At 61.4% G+C, this 15,844-nt stretch carries 18 protein-coding genes; 11 read left to right on the plus strand and 7 right to left on the minus strand.

What is annotated here, in order from left to right; all coding sequences use genetic code 11:
• Positions 1–3 precede the first annotated feature (3 nt).
• The gene (locus ACFOJ9_RS29010; protein ID WP_378983977.1) at positions 4–204 is read right to left on the minus strand and encodes a hypothetical protein; all 201 of its coding nucleotides are present in this window, start codon (positions 202–204) and stop codon (positions 4–6) included.
• A gap of 265 nt (positions 205–469) precedes the next feature.
• A complete protein-coding gene (locus tag ACFOJ9_RS29015) occupies positions 470–1,408 on the minus strand; it encodes a LysR family transcriptional regulator (protein WP_378983979.1) in 939 nt (312 codons plus the stop codon).
• A gap of 124 nt (positions 1,409–1,532) precedes the next feature.
• On the opposite strand from ACFOJ9_RS29015, the gene ACFOJ9_RS29020 reads away from it, so the two are divergent.
• The 10 genes from ACFOJ9_RS29020 (at position 1,533) to gph (ending at position 11,513) form a co-directional block, all read left to right on the plus strand.
• Positions 1,533–2,579 (plus strand): class 1 fructose-bisphosphatase, encoded by a 1,047-nt coding sequence (locus ACFOJ9_RS29020; protein WP_378983982.1) that lies wholly within the window; start codon positions 1,533–1,535, stop codon positions 2,577–2,579.
• Between the two features lie 8 nt (positions 2,580–2,587).
• On the plus strand, positions 2,588–3,460 hold the full coding sequence (locus tag ACFOJ9_RS29025; RefSeq protein WP_378983984.1) for a phosphoribulokinase: 873 nt from the start codon (positions 2,588–2,590) through the stop codon (positions 3,458–3,460).
• A 10-nt stretch (positions 3,461–3,470) separates the two neighbouring features.
• Positions 3,471–5,483, plus strand: a complete 2,013-nt coding sequence (gene tkt / locus ACFOJ9_RS29030; RefSeq protein WP_378983986.1) for a transketolase — start codon at positions 3,471–3,473, stop codon at positions 5,481–5,483.
• Positions 5,484–5,495: 12 nt separating this feature from the next.
• Positions 5,496–6,536 (plus strand): class II fructose-bisphosphate aldolase, encoded by a 1,041-nt coding sequence (gene fba, locus ACFOJ9_RS29035; RefSeq protein WP_378983989.1) that lies wholly within the window; start codon positions 5,496–5,498, stop codon positions 6,534–6,536.
• Positions 6,537–6,596: 60 nt separating this feature from the next.
• The gene (locus ACFOJ9_RS29040; protein ID WP_378983992.1) at positions 6,597–8,090 is read left to right on the plus strand and encodes a ribulose-bisphosphate carboxylase large subunit; all 1,494 of its coding nucleotides are present in this window, start codon (positions 6,597–6,599) and stop codon (positions 8,088–8,090) included.
• 18 nt (positions 8,091–8,108) lie between these two features.
• Positions 8,109–8,543: a ribulose bisphosphate carboxylase small subunit gene (locus tag ACFOJ9_RS29045; RefSeq protein ID WP_378983995.1), complete on the plus strand. Its 435-nt coding sequence runs from the start codon at positions 8,109–8,111 to the stop codon at positions 8,541–8,543.
• Between the two features lie 6 nt (positions 8,544–8,549).
• Complete coding sequence (cbbX, locus tag ACFOJ9_RS29050; protein WP_378983997.1) at positions 8,550–9,488, plus strand: CbbX protein; 939 nt, start codon at positions 8,550–8,552, stop codon at positions 9,486–9,488.
• Positions 9,489–9,549: 61 nt separating this feature from the next.
• Positions 9,550–10,236 carry a ribulose-phosphate 3-epimerase gene (gene rpe, locus ACFOJ9_RS29055; RefSeq protein ID WP_378984000.1) on the plus strand — a complete coding sequence of 229 codons (687 nt, stop codon included), beginning with the start codon at positions 9,550–9,552 and terminating at the stop codon, positions 10,234–10,236.
• Between the two features lie 21 nt (positions 10,237–10,257).
• A complete protein-coding gene (locus ACFOJ9_RS29060) occupies positions 10,258–10,815 on the plus strand; it encodes a thioredoxin family protein (RefSeq protein WP_378984003.1) in 558 nt (185 codons plus the stop codon).
• A complete protein-coding gene (gph, locus tag ACFOJ9_RS29065) occupies positions 10,812–11,513 on the plus strand; it encodes a phosphoglycolate phosphatase (protein ID WP_378984005.1) in 702 nt (233 codons plus the stop codon). Before ACFOJ9_RS29060 ends, gph begins: the two co-directional genes overlap by 4 nt.
• A 60-nt stretch (positions 11,514–11,573) precedes the next feature.
• Here gph and ACFOJ9_RS29070 read toward each other — a convergent pair whose 3' ends face one another.
• Positions 11,574–11,951 carry a c-type cytochrome gene (locus ACFOJ9_RS29070; protein ID WP_378984007.1) on the minus strand — a complete coding sequence of 126 codons (378 nt, stop codon included), beginning with the start codon at positions 11,949–11,951 and terminating at the stop codon, positions 11,574–11,576.
• A gap of 622 nt (positions 11,952–12,573) precedes the next feature.
• On the opposite strand from ACFOJ9_RS29070, the gene ACFOJ9_RS29075 reads away from it, so the two are divergent.
• On the plus strand, positions 12,574–12,792 hold the full coding sequence (locus tag ACFOJ9_RS29075; protein ID WP_378984009.1) for a hypothetical protein: 219 nt from the start codon (positions 12,574–12,576) through the stop codon (positions 12,790–12,792).
• Here the strand turns inward: ACFOJ9_RS29075 and ACFOJ9_RS29080 are convergent.
• The 4 genes from ACFOJ9_RS29080 to ACFOJ9_RS29095 form a co-directional block, all read right to left on the minus strand.
• Positions 12,765–13,139: a hypothetical protein gene (locus ACFOJ9_RS29080; protein ID WP_378984011.1), complete on the minus strand. Its 375-nt coding sequence runs from the start codon at positions 13,137–13,139 to the stop codon at positions 12,765–12,767. The two genes, ACFOJ9_RS29075 and ACFOJ9_RS29080, sit on opposite strands and share 28 nt — an antisense overlap.
• Before the next feature lie 293 nt (positions 13,140–13,432).
• Complete coding sequence (locus ACFOJ9_RS29085; RefSeq protein WP_378984014.1) at positions 13,433–13,786, minus strand: cupin domain-containing protein; 354 nt, start codon at positions 13,784–13,786, stop codon at positions 13,433–13,435.
• Positions 13,787–13,894: 108 nt separating this feature from the next.
• Positions 13,895–14,788 (minus strand): sugar phosphate isomerase/epimerase family protein, encoded by an 894-nt coding sequence (locus tag ACFOJ9_RS29090; protein WP_378984016.1) that lies wholly within the window; start codon positions 14,786–14,788, stop codon positions 13,895–13,897.
• 97 nt (positions 14,789–14,885) lie between these two features.
• Positions 14,886–15,824 (minus strand): ABC transporter substrate-binding protein, encoded by a 939-nt coding sequence (locus ACFOJ9_RS29095; RefSeq protein WP_378984019.1) that lies wholly within the window; start codon positions 15,822–15,824, stop codon positions 14,886–14,888.
• Between the last annotated feature and the right edge of the window lie 20 nt (positions 15,825–15,844).

The raw sequence follows: 15,844 nt of genomic DNA on the forward strand, positions 1-15,844 counted from the left end.
ATCTCACGTCCCTCGGCCGGGCAGCACGCGCCAGCGCTGCACGAAATAGCCGGGGTGCGTCTCCATCCAGTGGGCCACCAGCGGCTGCGCCTGCATGAAGGCAGTCCCGGGGTTCATCGCCAGACCGTCCACCATTTGTTCGCGTTGTTCACAGGTCTGCGGTACATCCGTCAGGCAGACCATCATAACGAGTGTGTAAAGCATTGCCCCTTTCCCCTCGAATTCCCGAACCCCATGTCCGGGAGGTTTCCCAAATCTCACCAGTCTGCAGGGGTCGCACATATAGATCGCTTACGGCGTGAAAGGACGTGGCCCCCGCTCTTTCGCACCGCAACATAACATGTCGCTTATATAACACCAACGATCGCCGGCGTTCTCCACCGTTTCTCGAACCCATTCACACGATCTTTGACGTTCGACATGGGGCTTCGATCGACTACCGGACTTCACCCATTGCGTCCGTGCAACGTCATCCCGCTTTGTCTGGATACAGCTTGCCGAACAGCGGCAGATACATCGCACCCTTGCGCATCAGGAAATCGTTGAACGTAGCCATGGCCGGCGAGATTGCGTGATCGGTTCGCATCACCGAGAACCATTGCCGGCGGATCGGCATGCCGACAACGTCGAGGATGACGAGCCGGCCAGCTTCGGTTTCTGCAGCGATGGTGTGGGCAGAGATGAAGGCGATGCCCAGACCAGCCATCACCGCCTGCTTGATCGTTTCGTTCGAGCCCATCTCGACACCGAGGTCGTCGATGCGGCCAGGCACGTCGCTCAGGAATATTTCCAGCGAGATGCGGGTTCCGGAGCCGGGCTCGCGAATAAGGAAATGCTCCTCGGCGATCCGCTCCTTGGAGATATCGCGCGCCGCCACCAGCGGATGTTCGGGCGGCGCGATGATGACCAGCGGGTGATCGCCGAAGACCGAAGCACGCACCGGAACCTCTTTCGCCGGGCGCCCCATCAGCGCGATGTCGATGTCATGGTTCCTGAGGCTGTCGATCGTCTGGGCACGATTGCCGATGGCAAGCCGCATGTCGATGTCGGGATGGTCCTTCATGAACGCAGCCATCAGCCGCGGCGCGAAATATTTGGCGGTGGAAACGACGCCGAGCCTCAAGCTGCCGGTGCGTACGCCCTTGATGGCATCCATCTTGTCTTCGAGCAGACCGAGGTGCTCCTCGATAGCCTGCGCCGTCTCGACGAAGGCCAAACCTGCGGCAGTGGGACGCATGCCGTCCGACGTCCGGTCGAACAGAGCCAGTTGGAATTCTTCCTCCACCTGTCGCAACTGAATCGTCAACGCAGAGGGAGACAGGCCTAACACCTTGGCCGCGCTGACAATTTTTCCAGACTTGATGATCGCCTGGATGGTCTTGAAATGCTTCAGCGTGAGGTTCCTCATGCCGCATACTAAATTATTTTTAGTCCTTAGGTAAAGTTATTGAATTTTACTTATCCCCTCTCGTTTGGTTCCATTTCCCCAGTCCAGCCGATCCGAGGAGATGCGGCTGGATCGGGAGGTTACGATGCCAGCGGCAACGCTCGACGCTTTTCTGAACTCCTATCTCGGCCAGCCTGACGAAATCCGCTCGGCAGTTGTGACGACCGTCCGTCAGCTGACACAGGCCGCCATCAAGGTCCGCAACACCATCAACCAAGGGGTGCTCGGCGCCGCCTTTGCCGAAACCCGTGGCGCCAACGCCGACGGCGATGTCCAGAAGGACCTCGACGTCTTCTCCGACGACATCTTCCTCGACGCCATGCGCCGCGCTCCGGTCGCGCTTTACGCCTCCGAGGAACTGGAGCAGCCGGTCCTGCTCGACAGGCAAGCGCCACTCGCCATTGCCATCGACCCGCTCGACGGCTCTTCCAACATCGACACCAACGTGTCGATCGGAACGATCTTCTCGCTCCTGACCGCAACTGGCGCGCCGGATGCTGATCCGGCCGCCTCTTTCTTGCAAGCGGGCGTGAACCAGCTAGGCGCCGGTTTCTTCATCTATGGGCCGCAATTGGCACTCGTCCTGTCGCTCGGCAGCGGCACGCATGTCTTCGTCTTCTCGACCAGGCTCGGCACCTTCGTCCAGGCCTACGAGAGCCGGATCATTCCGCAACGCACCCAGGAGTTCGCCATCAACGCCGCCAACTACCGGCACTGGGACGAGGCCGTGCGGCTCTATGTCGACGACTGCCTGGAGGGCACCGAAGGACCGCGTGAGAAGGATTTCAACATGCGCTGGATCGCCTCCTTGGTCGCCGACTGCTACCGCATATTGATGCGCGGCGGTGTGTTCCTCTACCCCGGCGATAGGCGCAAGGGCTACGGCCAGGGACGGCTGCGCCTCGTCTACGAGGCCAACCCGATTGCCTATCTGATAGAACAGGCTGGCGGTGCCGCCACCGATGCGATCACCCGCATCCTGGAAATCGAACCCGAGAGCCTGCATCAGCGCGTGCCCATGATCTTCGGGTCGGCGCGGGAAGTCGCGCGCATCACCCGCTACCACACAGAGCCGAGCAACATCGGCGAACGTGCGCCGCTGTTCAGCCGCCGCGGCTTGTTCAGAGCCTGAGCAGCACCATGTCAGCCAAGCACCCCATCATCACCATTACAGGTTCGTCGGGCGCCGGCACGACCTCGGTCAAGCGCATCTTCGAGCTGATTTTCCGGCGCGAGAACATCGAGGCCGCTTTCATCGAAGGCGACGCATTCCACCGCTACGACCGCGCCGCGATGAAGGCAAAGGTGGCCGACGAGGAAAAGGCCGGCAACCCGAACTTCACCCATTTCCATGCCGCGGCCAACGAACTCGGAATTCTCGAAGAGGTGTTCGCGGAATATGGCCGCCGGGGGACCGGCAAGACCCGTACCTACATTCATGACGAAGAAGAGGAAAAGCAGCACGGCACGCCACCGGGAACCTTTACCGAATGGCGCGAGTTCGCTCCCAGCGACCTGCTCTTCTACGAGGGGCTGCACGGCTGTGTCGTCACCGACACGATCAATTTGGCCAAGCATGCGGATCTCAGGATCGGCGTCGTGCCGGTCATCAATCTGGAATGGATTCAGAAGATCCATCGCGACCGTTCGACACGCGGCTATTCCACCGAGGCGGTGATGGACGTGATCCTGCGCCGGATGCCCGACTATGTCCGCTACATTGTCCCGCAATTCTCGCAGACCGCCATCAACTTCCAGCGCGTGCCGATCGTCGATACGTCCAACCCGTTCATCGCGCGCTGGATTCCGACGCCGGACGAATCGATGCTGGTTATCCGCTTCGCCAATCCGCGCGGCATCGATTTTCCTTACCTGCTGTCAATGATCCACGACTCGTTCATGTCGCGGCCGAATTCCATCGTGGTGCCAGGCAACAAGCTCGACCTTGCCATGCAGCTGATCCTGACGCCGCTCATCCTGCAATTGATCGAACGCAAGAGCCGTGTGTCGTGAGGAGGACGCCATGACCAGCCAAACAGCACTGAAGCCTGTCACCACCGCAGCAACGGTCTCCGAACAAGACATGGCCAACGCCATTCGCGTGCTGGCAATGGACAGCGTCCAGAAAGCAAATTCGGGACACCCCGGCATGCCGATGGGCATGGCCGATGTCGCTACGGTGCTGTTCAACCGCTTCATCAATATCGATCCGTCGAGGCCGGACTGGCCCGACCGTGACCGTTTCGTGCTTTCAGCCGGCCATGGCTCGATGCTGCAATACGCGCTGCATTATTTGCTCGGCTATGACGATATGCAGATCGAGGAATTGCAGCGATTTCGGCAGTTGGGCAGCCGCACCGCCGGACATCCGGAATATGGCCATGCGCTTGGTATCGAGACGACCACCGGCCCGCTCGGACAAGGTATTTCCACGGCGGTCGGCATGGCGCTCGCGGAACGCATGCTCGCTGCCCGCTACGGTGCCGATCTGGTCAATCACCATACCTATGTGATTGCGGGCGACGGCTGCCTGCAGGAGGGCATCAGCCACGAGGCGATAGACCTCGCTGGTCACCTGAAGCTCTCCCGCCTGATCGTCTTCTGGGACGACAATGCCATTTCCATTGACGGGCCGACCTCCCTCTCCACGTCGATGGACCAGCCGGCACGCTTCGAAGCCGCCGGCTGGAATGTCCAAAGCGTCGCCGGCCACGACATGGAAGCTGTCGCCGCGGCAATCGAGGCGGCGCAGCGGTCGGATCGTCCGTCGCTAATTGCCTGCCGCACAGTGATTGGCAAGGGCGCCCCCAATCTCGGCGGCTCGGAAAAGACGCACGGCGCGCCGCTGGGCGAAGCAGAGATCGCCGCGACACGCGAAAACATTGGCTGGGCGTACGCGCCGTTCGAGGTGCCGGATGACATCCTTTTCGCCTGGCGCGAAATCGCCGGTCGCGGCGAAGCGATGCGGCGTGCCTGGGAGCAGCGGCTTGCCGCCTCGCCACGGCGCGAGGCCTTCGAGAACGCGGTCGCCGCCCAACTGCCCGATGCGGTCTTCGAAGCGCTCGACGCCTTTCGCCGCGAACATGTCGAGAAGGCAACCAAGGTGGCGACGCGAAAAGCCTCCGAAATGGCGCTAGACGCCATCAACGGCGCAACGGAGTTAACCGTTGGCGGCTCGGCCGATCTGACGCACTCGAATCTGACGATCACCAAGGGCATGAACCGCATTGCGCCGAGTGACTACGCCGGCCGCTACATTCACTACGGCATCCGTGAGCACGGCATGGCCGCCGCCATGAACGGCATCGCGCTGCATGGAGGCTTCGTGCCCTATGGCGGTACGTTCCTGTGCTTCGCCGACTATGCGCGCGGCGCGATGCGGCTCTCGGCGCTTATGGGCCAGCGCGTCATCTACGTGATGACGCACGATTCCATCGGCCTCGGCGAGGACGGCCCGACGCACCAGCCGGTCGAGCACCTGGCGATGTTGCGTGCCACGCCGAACCTCAATGTCTTCCGCCCAGCGGATATCATCGAAACGGCGGAGTGCTGGGAACTCGCGCTGAGGAGCAAGGATCGGCCGAGCGTTCTGGTGCTGTCGCGCCAGAACCTGCCGATGCTGGGTCAGGCGTACGGCGACGAGAACCGCTCCCGCCAGGGCGCTTACATCCTGCGCGAGCCAGCCGAGCACCGCGCCGTCACCCTGATCGCCACCGGCTCGGAGGTCGAGATCGCGGTTGCTGCCGCCGAAAGGCTGGAGACCGAACACGGCATCGCCGCCGCGGTTGTCTCGATGCCGTGCTGGGAGCTTTTCGAGGAGCAGGAAACCGCCGCCCGCAAGGCCGTCCTCGGCTCGGCGCCGCGCGTCGCGGTCGAAGCAGCAGCCCGGCTGGGCTGGGACCGCTGGATCGGCGAGACGGGCGCTTTCGTCGGCATGACCGGCTTCGGCGCCAGCGCCCCTGCCCCCGACCTCTACCGGCATTTCAACATAACGCCCGAAGCGGTTGCTGCGGCGGCGCTGAAGCTCATCATCTAGGAGGACTGAACAATGGCCCGCATCACCCTTCGCCAGCTTCTCGACCATGCTGCCGAGCACGGCTACGGCGTGCCGGCATTCAACATCAACAACATGGAACAGGGCCTCGCCATCATGGAAGCGGCCAAAGCCTGCGACGCGCCGGTCATCATCCAGGCTTCACGCGGCGCCCGGTCCTATGCCAACGACATCATGCTGGCCAGGATGATGGAGGCATTGACTGAAATCCATCCGGCCATTCCGCTATGCATCCATCAGGATCACGGAAACAACGAGGCCACCTGCCTTTCCGCGATCCGCCACGGCTTCACCTCGGTAATGATGGACGGATCCTTGATGGCAGACGCCAAGACGCCGGCAAGCTATGACTACAACGTCGCCATAACCGAACGCGTCACACGCATGGCGCATTGGGTTGGCGCTTCCGTCGAAGGCGAGCTCGGCGTGCTCGGCTCGCTGGAAACCGGCCAGGGCGAGGCCGAGGATGGTCACGGCGCCGAAGGCGCGCTCTCCCACGACCAACTCTTGACCGATCCCGATCAGGCGGTCGACTTTGTGACCGCCACCCAGGTCGACGCGCTGGCGATCGCCTGCGGCACCTCGCACGGCGCCTACAAATTCACCCGCAAGCCGGACGGCGACATCCTGGCCATGCAGGTGATCGAGGCGATCCACGAGAAGCTGCCCAACACGCATCTGGTCATGCACGGTTCTTCCTCTGTGCCACAGGAACTGCAGGACATCATCAACAGATACGGCGGCGAGATGCCCCAGACCTTTGGCGTTCCAGTCGAGGAGATCGAGCGCGGCATCCGCTACGGCGTGCGCAAGGTCAACATCGACACCGATTGCCGCATGGCCATGGCCGGACAGTTCCGCCGCGTCGCGACGGAGAATCCGCGCGAGTTCGATCCCCGCAAATTCCTGAAACCCGCCATGGATGCCTTGCGCGATCTTTGCCGGGACCGCTTCGAGCGTTTCGGTACGGCGTCCAACGCCTCGAAGATCAAGGTCATCGCCATGGACGAGATGGCGAAACGTTACGCCGCGTGAAAACTCGATCCCCATATCGCAACCGCGAAAGCCGCCTGAGCAACAAACAGGAGACCTGTCATGAACAAGATCGATATGCTGTCAGCGGGTACGCTCAAGGAAGGCAAGGAGCGCTACAAGTCAGGGGTCATCCCCTACAAGAAGATGGGCTACTGGGAGCCGGACTACAGGCCCAAGGAGACCGATCTGATCGCCATGTTCCGGATCACGCCGCAACCCGGTGTCGACCACGAGGAGGCAGCGGCCGCCATCGCCGGTGAATCCTCCACCGCGACGTGGACCGTGGTGTGGACCGACAGGCTGACAGCCTGCGAGCTCTACCGCGCCAAGGCGTTCAAATCCGAGCCGGTGCCGAACACCGGTCCCGGCACCAAGACCGAGCAACAGTACTTCGCCTACATCGCCTACGACCTCGACCTGTTCGAGCCGGGCTCGATCGCCAACCTGACCGCATCTATCATCGGCAACGTGTTCGGCTTCAAGGCAGTCAAGGCGCTGCGGCTGGAAGACATGCGCATCCCGGTCGCGTATCTCAAAACCTTCCAGGGACCGGCGACCGGCATCGTGGTGGAGCGTGAGCGGCTCGACAAGTTTGGCCGGCCGCTGCTCGGCGCGACGACGAAGCCGAAGCTCGGTCTGTCAGGCCGCAACTACGGCCGCGTCGTTTACGAGGCGCTGAAGGGTGGCCTCGACTTCGTCAAGGACGACGAGAACATCAACTCGCAGCCCTTCATGCACTGGCGCGACCGCTTCCTCTACTGCATGGAGGCAGTCAACAAGGCGTCAGCTGCCACCGGCGAGGTCAAGGGCCATTATCTCAACGTCACCGCCGGCACCATGGAGGAGATGTACGAGCGCGCAGAATTCGCCAAACAGCTTGGCTCCTGCATCGTCATGATCGACCTCGTCATCGGCTACACGGCGATTCAGTCGATGGCCAAGTGGGCACGCCGCAACGACATGATCCTGCACCTGCACCGCGCCGGCAACTCGACCTATTCGCGTCAGAAGAACCACGGCATGAATTTTCGCGTCATCTGCAAATGGATGCGCATGGCCGGCGTCGACCACATCCATGCCGGCACGGTGGTCGGCAAGCTGGAAGGCGACCCGCTCATGATCAAGGGGTTTTATGACACGCTGCGCGAGGAGCGCACGCCACAGAACCTCGAAACCGGGCTGTTCTTCGATCAGGACTGGGCCTCGCTCAACAAGGTGATGCCCGTCGCCTCGGGCGGTATCCATGCCGGCCAGATGCACCAATTGATCCATTATCTCGGCGAGGACGTCATCCTGCAGTTCGGCGGCGGCACGATCGGCCATCCGGACGGAATCCAGGCAGGCGCGACGGCCAATCGCGTCGCCTTGGAAGCGATGATCCTCGCCCGCAACGAGGGTCGCGATTATTTGCGCGAAGGGACCAAAATCCTCGAACAGGCGGCCAGATGGTGCACGCCGCTGAAGGCGGCCCTGGAGACCTGGAAGGACGTCACCTTCAACTACGAATCGACCGACACGGCCGACTTCGTGCCAACCGCAACGCCCAGCTTCTAGACGAAAGGAACCGTCGTCATGATGACCAATCCGGGAAACAAGGTCACACAGGGACAGTTCTCGTTCCTGCCCGACCTGACCAATGAGCAGATTTCGGCGCAGATCAAATACGCGCTGAAGAACCACTGGGCGGTCAGCGTCGAGTACACGGACGATCCGCATCCGCGAAACACTTATTGGGAAATGTACGGCAACCCAATGTTCGACTTGAGAGATCCGGCGGGCATCCTGCTTGAAATCAACGCTTGCCGGAAAACCTATCCGAACATGTATGTGCGGGTAACCGCCTTCGATTCGACCAAGGGCTGGGAAGCGCCGCGCATGTCGTTCATTGTCAACCGGCCACCCAGCGAACCCGGGTTCCGCCTCCTGCGCCAGGAGCGTGACGGCCGCAGCCAGGGCTATTCGATCGTGCCTTATGCGACCGACAGGCCCGAAGGAGAGCGGAGCTAGCTGAGCATGCTGAACGCGATAGCAAAGGGCGCTGCCGCGCAGGACGAATCGGTCGATCTGCAGGCCGAATTCGAGGCATCCAACATCGACGAGGTGATGGACAAGCTCGACCGCGAACTCGTTGGCTTGAAGCCGATCAAGACCCGCATCCGCGAGATCGCGGCTCTCCTCCTGGTCGACCGGCTTCGCCGCAAGTTCGGGCTGACCTCGGGCGCGCCGACGCTGCACATGAACTTTACGGGAAACCCCGGTACCGGAAAGACCACCGTGGCGTTGAGGATGGCCGAAATCCTGCATCGTCTCGGCTATGTCCGCGAAGGCCACATGGTCGCCGTGACGCGAGACGATCTCGTCGGCCAGTATGTGGGCCACACCGCGCCCAAGACCCGCGACGTGATCAAGCGTGCCATGGGCGGCGTGCTTTTCATCGACGAGGCCTACTATCTCTACAAGCCCGAGAACGAACGCGACTACGGCCAGGAATCGATCGAAATCCTGCTGCAGTGCATGGAAAACAATCGTGACGATCTGGTTGTGATCCTTGCCGGCTACAAGAACAAGATGGACCGCTTCTTCGACAGCAATCCCGGCATGCGTTCGCGCATCGCCCACCACCTCGATTTTCCTGACTACGGCGTCAGCGAACTGAAATCGATCGCCGAGATCATGTTGGCGGAACAGAATTACCGTCTCAGTGAGGCGGCGTCCCAGGCGCTCGAAGAGTATCTTCCGATCCGCATGAGGCTGCCGCATTTCTCCAACGCGCGCTCGGTCCGCAATGGGCTCGACCGGGCGCGGCTTCGCCAGGCCAACCGGCTTTTCGCGTCGCGCAGCCGGGCGTTGACCAAGGCCGACCTTATCACCATTGAGGAATCCGATATTCGCGGCAGCCGCGTATTCGTGGAAGGGAGACTCGAAGGGGAACCGGAGACGAAGGCGCGCTGACAGGATCAAGCCGGCTAGCTTGCAGCGACCGAAACGGAAGACAGAATTGGAGACGACGACAATGGTCACCAGGACAATCATCGCACCCTCCGTGCTTTCCGCGGATTTCTCGCGGCTCGGCGACGAGGTCGAAGCTGTCGTCCGGGCGGGTGCCGACTGGATCCATCTCGACGTGATGGACGGCCATTTCGTGCCTAACATCACCTTTGGTCCGCCGGTGATCAAGGCGATCCGGGATCGAACGGACAAGGTGTTCGACTGCCATCTGATGATCGCGCCGGCTGACGCCTATCTGGCCGCCTTCGCCGATGCCGGTTGCGACATCATCACGGTGCATGCAGAAGCCGGGCCGCATCTTGACCGTTCGCTGCAGGCGATCAGGAATCTCGGCAAGAAGGCCGGCGTATCGCTGAACCCGTCGACGCCGGAAAGCGTCATCGAGTATGTGCTCGACAGGCTCGATCTGGTGCTTCTGATGACGGTCAATCCAGGCTTCGGCGGCCAGGCTTTCATTTCGGCGGTCATCGAGAAGATCAGGCGGATCAAGGCACTTGTTGGCCACCGCCCGATTGACATCGAGATCGACGGCGGAGTCACGGCCGAAACCGCCCCGCTGGTCGCCGCGGCCGGCGCCAATGTGCTGGTCGCCGGATCGGCTGTGTTCAAGGGCGGCACCGAGGCAGCCTATCGCACCAATATCGGAGCCATCAGACAGGCGGCCGACGGCGCGATCCGGAAAGCCGCGTAAACCACTCCATCGGAGGCAAGCATGGCGGCAATCCCCCCTGTCTGCGATTTCGGCTGGCACGCCATCGATGCCGTTTTGCCTGGCGTCGACGGCAGGTCGCATTCGATCTTCGGCCACGCCGGCCCGAACGGTCTGGTCGTGGCCTTCATCTGCAATCACTGCCCTTATGTGAAGGCGGTGATTTCACGCATCGTGCGCGATGCCAATGACCTCAAAGCCGAAGGCATCGGCTTTGTCGCGATCAACTCCAACGATGCCGACACCTACCCGGATGATTCCTTCGACCAAATGAAGCTCTTCGCCACGACGAACGGCTTCAGCTTCCCTTACCTGCACGACGAGCGTCAGACTGTAGCGCGCAACTACGCAGCCGTGTGCACTCCCGATTTCTTCGGGCTCAACGGCGAATTGAGGTTGCAATATCGCGGCCGGCTGGACGCGTCGCGACGAGACGCCGGACCGCCCGGGCTGAGACGCGATCTGTTCGAGGCGATGAAGCAGGTTGCCCGAACCGGCGATGGGCCGCTGGACCAGATCGCTTCGATCGGCTGCTCGATCAAATGGAAAGAACCCGCATGAATGTCGGCGCAGGTAGGCCGCTTCGACCGCCGAAAGCGATCTTGTTCGACCTCGACGGCACGCTGGTCGATTCGGCGCCCGACATAGCCGCCGCTGTCAATGAGCTGCTGGCCAGCCGCGATCTGCCGCCGCTGTGCCTGGATCAGGTCAAGGCCATGATCGGCGGCGGCGTCAGGAAGCTGGTCGAGCGGGCCTTCGCGGCGTCCGGAGCGCCACTCCTCGGCGGCGCGCTCGATGAGGCCAACCGCGTCATGGCGCCCATCTACCGCCGGCATCTGACCGGCCTGACAAGGCCGATGCCTGGCGTCAGGGAGGTTCTCACGCACTTCCACTTGAAGGGAGTGGCCATGGGCGTGGCTACCAACAAACCGCAGTTGGCGACCCGCGAAATCCTGCTGCATTTCGGATTGACGGAATATTTCGGTGCGATCGTTGGCGGAGACGCGGTGACATACCTGAAGCCGGCGGCCGACGCTCTGCTACTGGCGCTCGCCCAGCTTGGGGTCGAACCCTATGACGCGCTGCTGGTCGGAGACAGTAGCGCCGACGTCGGCGCCGCGCGCGCCGCCGGCATGCCCGTGATCCTGCTGCGCGGCGGCTACACGCGAATTCCCGTTGAAGAGCTTGGCGCCGACCTCGTTTGCGACAGCCTGCTCGACCTGCCGTCCGTGATGCAGAGGCTGCAAGACGCAACGTGAACAGCGGCGCCAACACCGAGGCGCTCGCCGGCCACATGTACGGCCGGTGGAAGAACCGGGTTACTTGGAGAATTGCTTCAGATAGGCGATGACATTGGCGACGTCTTCGTCCTGCTTGAGCCCGGCAAACGCCATTTTCGTACCTTTGACCATGGCCTTGGGATCGTGAAGGTAGGTCGCCAGCGTGGTCTCGTCCCATTTGACGCCGGATTTTCCGGCTGCGACCATCGCTTGAGAATAGCTGAAACCCGGATGCGTGCCTGCCGTCCGGCCCATGACGCCGTTCAACGACGGACCGAGCTTGTTCTTATCCTGGTCGGCGACATGGCAGACCTTGCATTTGGTGAACACTTTCTCACCTGCCGCGGCATCCTGTGCCTGGGATTGGCTTGTGAAGGTCACAACGGACACGACGGCGAAAAATGCAATTGCGCGCATGACATTTCCTCATTGATCGTCTGGGTGCCCTGGACGATTAGCGCGTGTCGATGCTTGACCGCCGGCATCCGTCTTTACGCGGGAGGGCGAACTCTTCGCCGTTCCTCCCTGGAATGGCAGCACCTGCACGCCTTGAAAAGCTAGACTGCCGATGAAGGAAGTCAATCGTACAAAGGTCCTGTTTCGTTTCCCGGCTGCGCGAAGTAGAAGCGCATAGCGACATGCGGCTCATATTATTGACGCGTATTGGCCGAACGCGTAGCCTAACTTCAACCGGTTTCCTGTTTGGGCACCTTCAGGAAATCCGATGCAACTCCAAAGCACGAACTCTGGAGAGATCGCCGCAGAGGCGACGATAAGTGCCAAATGGATATGGTCGATCTCATATTAACGGTATGCCTGAGCGCCAATCCGGGTAATTGCCGAGATGAACACCTCTATTTCGAGAGCCGCGGCTCTCTGTTCCAATGCATGTTCCTGGCGCCCAGCGAGATCGCAAAATGGTCTCAGGAACATCCGGGTCTCAAGATCGTGCGCTGGAAATGTGCCTTTCCGAGCAGGGAACGAGCGATTTGATCGACATCCCTGATTCATCGGCAGCCCAGGAAGAGGAGCCGTCACGATGATTTCGCGGCGCAAAACACTACGTTTGGCGGCTCTCGGGACCGCCATCCTCGCCTCAAGGCCGGTTGCTGTCTTTGCAGCAGCTAAGGTCCGAATTGGTGTCCTGAAGTTCGGCACCGTGAGTTGGGAACTCGATACGCTGAAACAAAACAAGTTCGACGAGGCCAACGGGATCGATCTGGAAATAGTCTACTTCGCCGGTGGATATTTCGTCTGATTTGAACTCGCGGCCTGGAGGCTTGGATCGCTCTGCAACTCCTTTGGCAGTGGAAGACTTGAGCATCGCAAGTGCACTTCACGGGCGAACAACTTTCGTTGCTTCTGCTCATGCTCCTTAATGGCTGCTACGAGTCCTAATGAGTACGGGCCAAGCAAGACGCCGAAGCCCCAACCCGGATGCTCTTTTTCGCGAGCGTCGTAGTCCGAAGCCTCCATGCGAGCTTGCTGGCATTCCGGCGACACCCATTTCGGATCTTGCTTCGAAAGCGACGCTTCGTAGTCGACCGGCGAGGTCACGCATCCAGCCAATATCGCTGCCATCGCGACCAACATGGCAATTCTCATCCGAAGCCTCTCCTAAAGCTTGTGGAGCATACACAGAACGCTTTTTCCCCACAAAGGAGATAGCTCCGATGAGGCGAAGACACGGTTATCATTGTCAATCATTTGAAGCGACGAGGCCACGGATCACGCCAGCCTGGTGGGCCACGCTGCTGGGTAGCAGTGCCAGACACCCTGCATTTGGGTCCACTCAACGGGGTCATCAAGAAAGAACGGTCGAAACGAATGCGGCAGCGAAAAACCCGCCATGGGCGAACCATGGCGGGTTTTTCATGATGCAACTGCGATCAGCCCGTTCAGCCAACCCGCACAACAAAATGCTTGGTCACCGGCTCGGTGATCTTCCAGGTTCCCTTGAAATCGGCTTCCACCACGAAGGCATCGCCGGGGCCGACCTCGACCGGTGTGCCGCCGTCGGGGGTGATGATGATGCGGCCGGCGATCATGTGCACGAACTCATAGTCCGTGTAGGTCGCGTGATAGGTGCCGGGCGTAGCCCGCCATGTACCCGACAACACCTTGCCGTCCTCGGTCGTATGCTGGACGGCGGTTTGCATGGTCGGCTTGCCCTCGACGACGATCCAGCCAGCCAGATCGCCGGCGTCCGCTTTTTCGACGGCGCCGAATTTGAGAATCGTCTTGTTTGTCATGTCAGGGCTCCGTCTAGTGTGCCGGCGTTATGTGCCTGGACGGTCAGATAGCCGATGCACCTGTCTCGGGCAATGCCAGCGCCATGCAGCGCATGGCACGGTGGGGGTTCAGGGTCTGTGCTGCGCCGAAACCAGTTCGGCCTTGCGCCGCGCCGTCTCCAGCCCGAGCCCGATGAAGGCGCGCGCGTGTTTGGCGAGCGCCAGATTGTCGGTCCACAGATTGCGCCAGATGGCGGTTTTCTTAGACAGGTTCTCATCGACGATCTCCGACGAGAAGGATTCGAAGCTGAGGTCGTCACTGTAGCCGATGGCGGTGAGCGCATCGAAGATCGCGGCGAAGTCGATGTTGCCGGTGCCGAGGAAACCGCGATGGCTTTCGCCGATATGGACGTAGCCGATCTTGCTTGCGGCATGCCGGATGGCCAGCCCGACATCGGCCTCCTCGATGTTCATGTGGAAGGTGTCGAGATGCAGGAAGATGTTGTCCGAGCCGGTATCCTCGATGAACGCCAGTCCTTGCGCGGCGGTGTTGAGCAGGTTGCTTTCGAAGCGGTTGACGATCTCGAGATTGAGCGTGACACCGGCCGCCTTGGCCGTCTCCGCGACCTTCGCCAGCGTTCCGGCGCTGCGCTGCCATTGATCGCGCGTCGGTGCCTCGACCTGCAATCCGTGACTGGTCGAGAGAATGCCGGCGACCTTCCGGCCGCCAAGATCGCGCGTCAGCGCGACGGTGTCGTTGAGGATCTCGACGCCGCGCGCGGCAATCGCCTTGTCGGCGCTCGAAATGTCGCCATCACCAGGCAATCCGATGCTGATTGCGACGCCGAGGCCGAGATCGGCGATGCGCCTGGCGAGTCCGCTGATGTCGACATTGGCGGGATCGAGATAGGAGAATTCGATCAGGTCGAAGCCGGCTTCCCTGGTGTTGGCCAGCGTCCGTTCGAGATCGGCCTGTGCCGAGCTCGCCGACCAGACGAAGGAATGGATTCCAATGCGCGACATCATCGTCTCCGGCTTCTGCGGAGCATCGGACCCAGGAGTGGAATCCGATGCCGGGACAGGAAGTGCGGCCGGGTGATCCCGGCCGCACGTCGTTGATTTAGCGGGCCGCGGTCCAGCCCTTGTAGTCCTTCAGATTCTCGGCCGTGATCAGCTTCGGGTCGAGCAGAACGGTCGGCTCCGCCGGCTTCTTACCGGCAAGCAATTCAGCCGCCATCGTCAGCGACTGACCGGCCATCACGTAAGGATCCTGCGAGGCCGAAGCCTTGATCATCGAGGTGCCGGAAGAGAGTTCCTTCTCGATATCCGGCGCGCCGTCGACGGCGGTGAAGATGAATTCCGAGCGGTTGAGCTGCTTGGCCGCGAGCTGGGCGCCGATCGCCGTCGGATCGTTGATGGCAAACACCGCATCGATCTTGTCGAAGCGGGTGAGCAGCGACTGGAACACTTTCAGGCCGCCGTCGCGCGAGCCTTCGGCATTCTGGTCGTCGGAGAGGATCTTGATGTCGGAATGCTGTGCCAGCACGTTCTTGCAGCCCTTCACCCGCTCCAGGATCGACGACGATGCCGGCCCGTTGAGGATGACGTAATCGCCCTTGCCGCCGGTGTGGTCGACCAGGTACTGGCAGGCCTCTTCGCCCGCCTTGACGTTGTTGGTCATCACCGTGACATCGGCGCCGGGCGCCGAAACGTCGAAGGCGGCAACGACGATGCCCGCCGCCTGTGCCTTCTTCACCGCCGGTGCGATCGCCTTGGCGTCGACCGCATTGAGCATGATCACGTCGACGCCGGCGGCGATGAACGAATCGACCTGCGAGACCTGCTTGTTGAGGTCATAGTCGGCCGACACCGACGTCACCTCGACCTTCGGGTTGATCTTCTTGGCCGCGTCCTCGATGCCCTTGATGGTGGCGACGAAGAAGGGGTTGCCGAGCAGGCCGACCGAGATGCCGACCTTGCTGAGGTCCTTGGCCGAAGCAGGCGCGATGGCGAGCGACGCGAGTGCGACGCCGCAGAGCAGTTTGGCGATGGTCTTCATTGCTTTCCTCCGATTGCCCC

Source organism: Mesorhizobium cantuariense, from assembly GCF_042647205.1.
GTDB lineage: Bacteria > Pseudomonadota > Alphaproteobacteria > Rhizobiales > Rhizobiaceae > Mesorhizobium > Mesorhizobium cantuariense.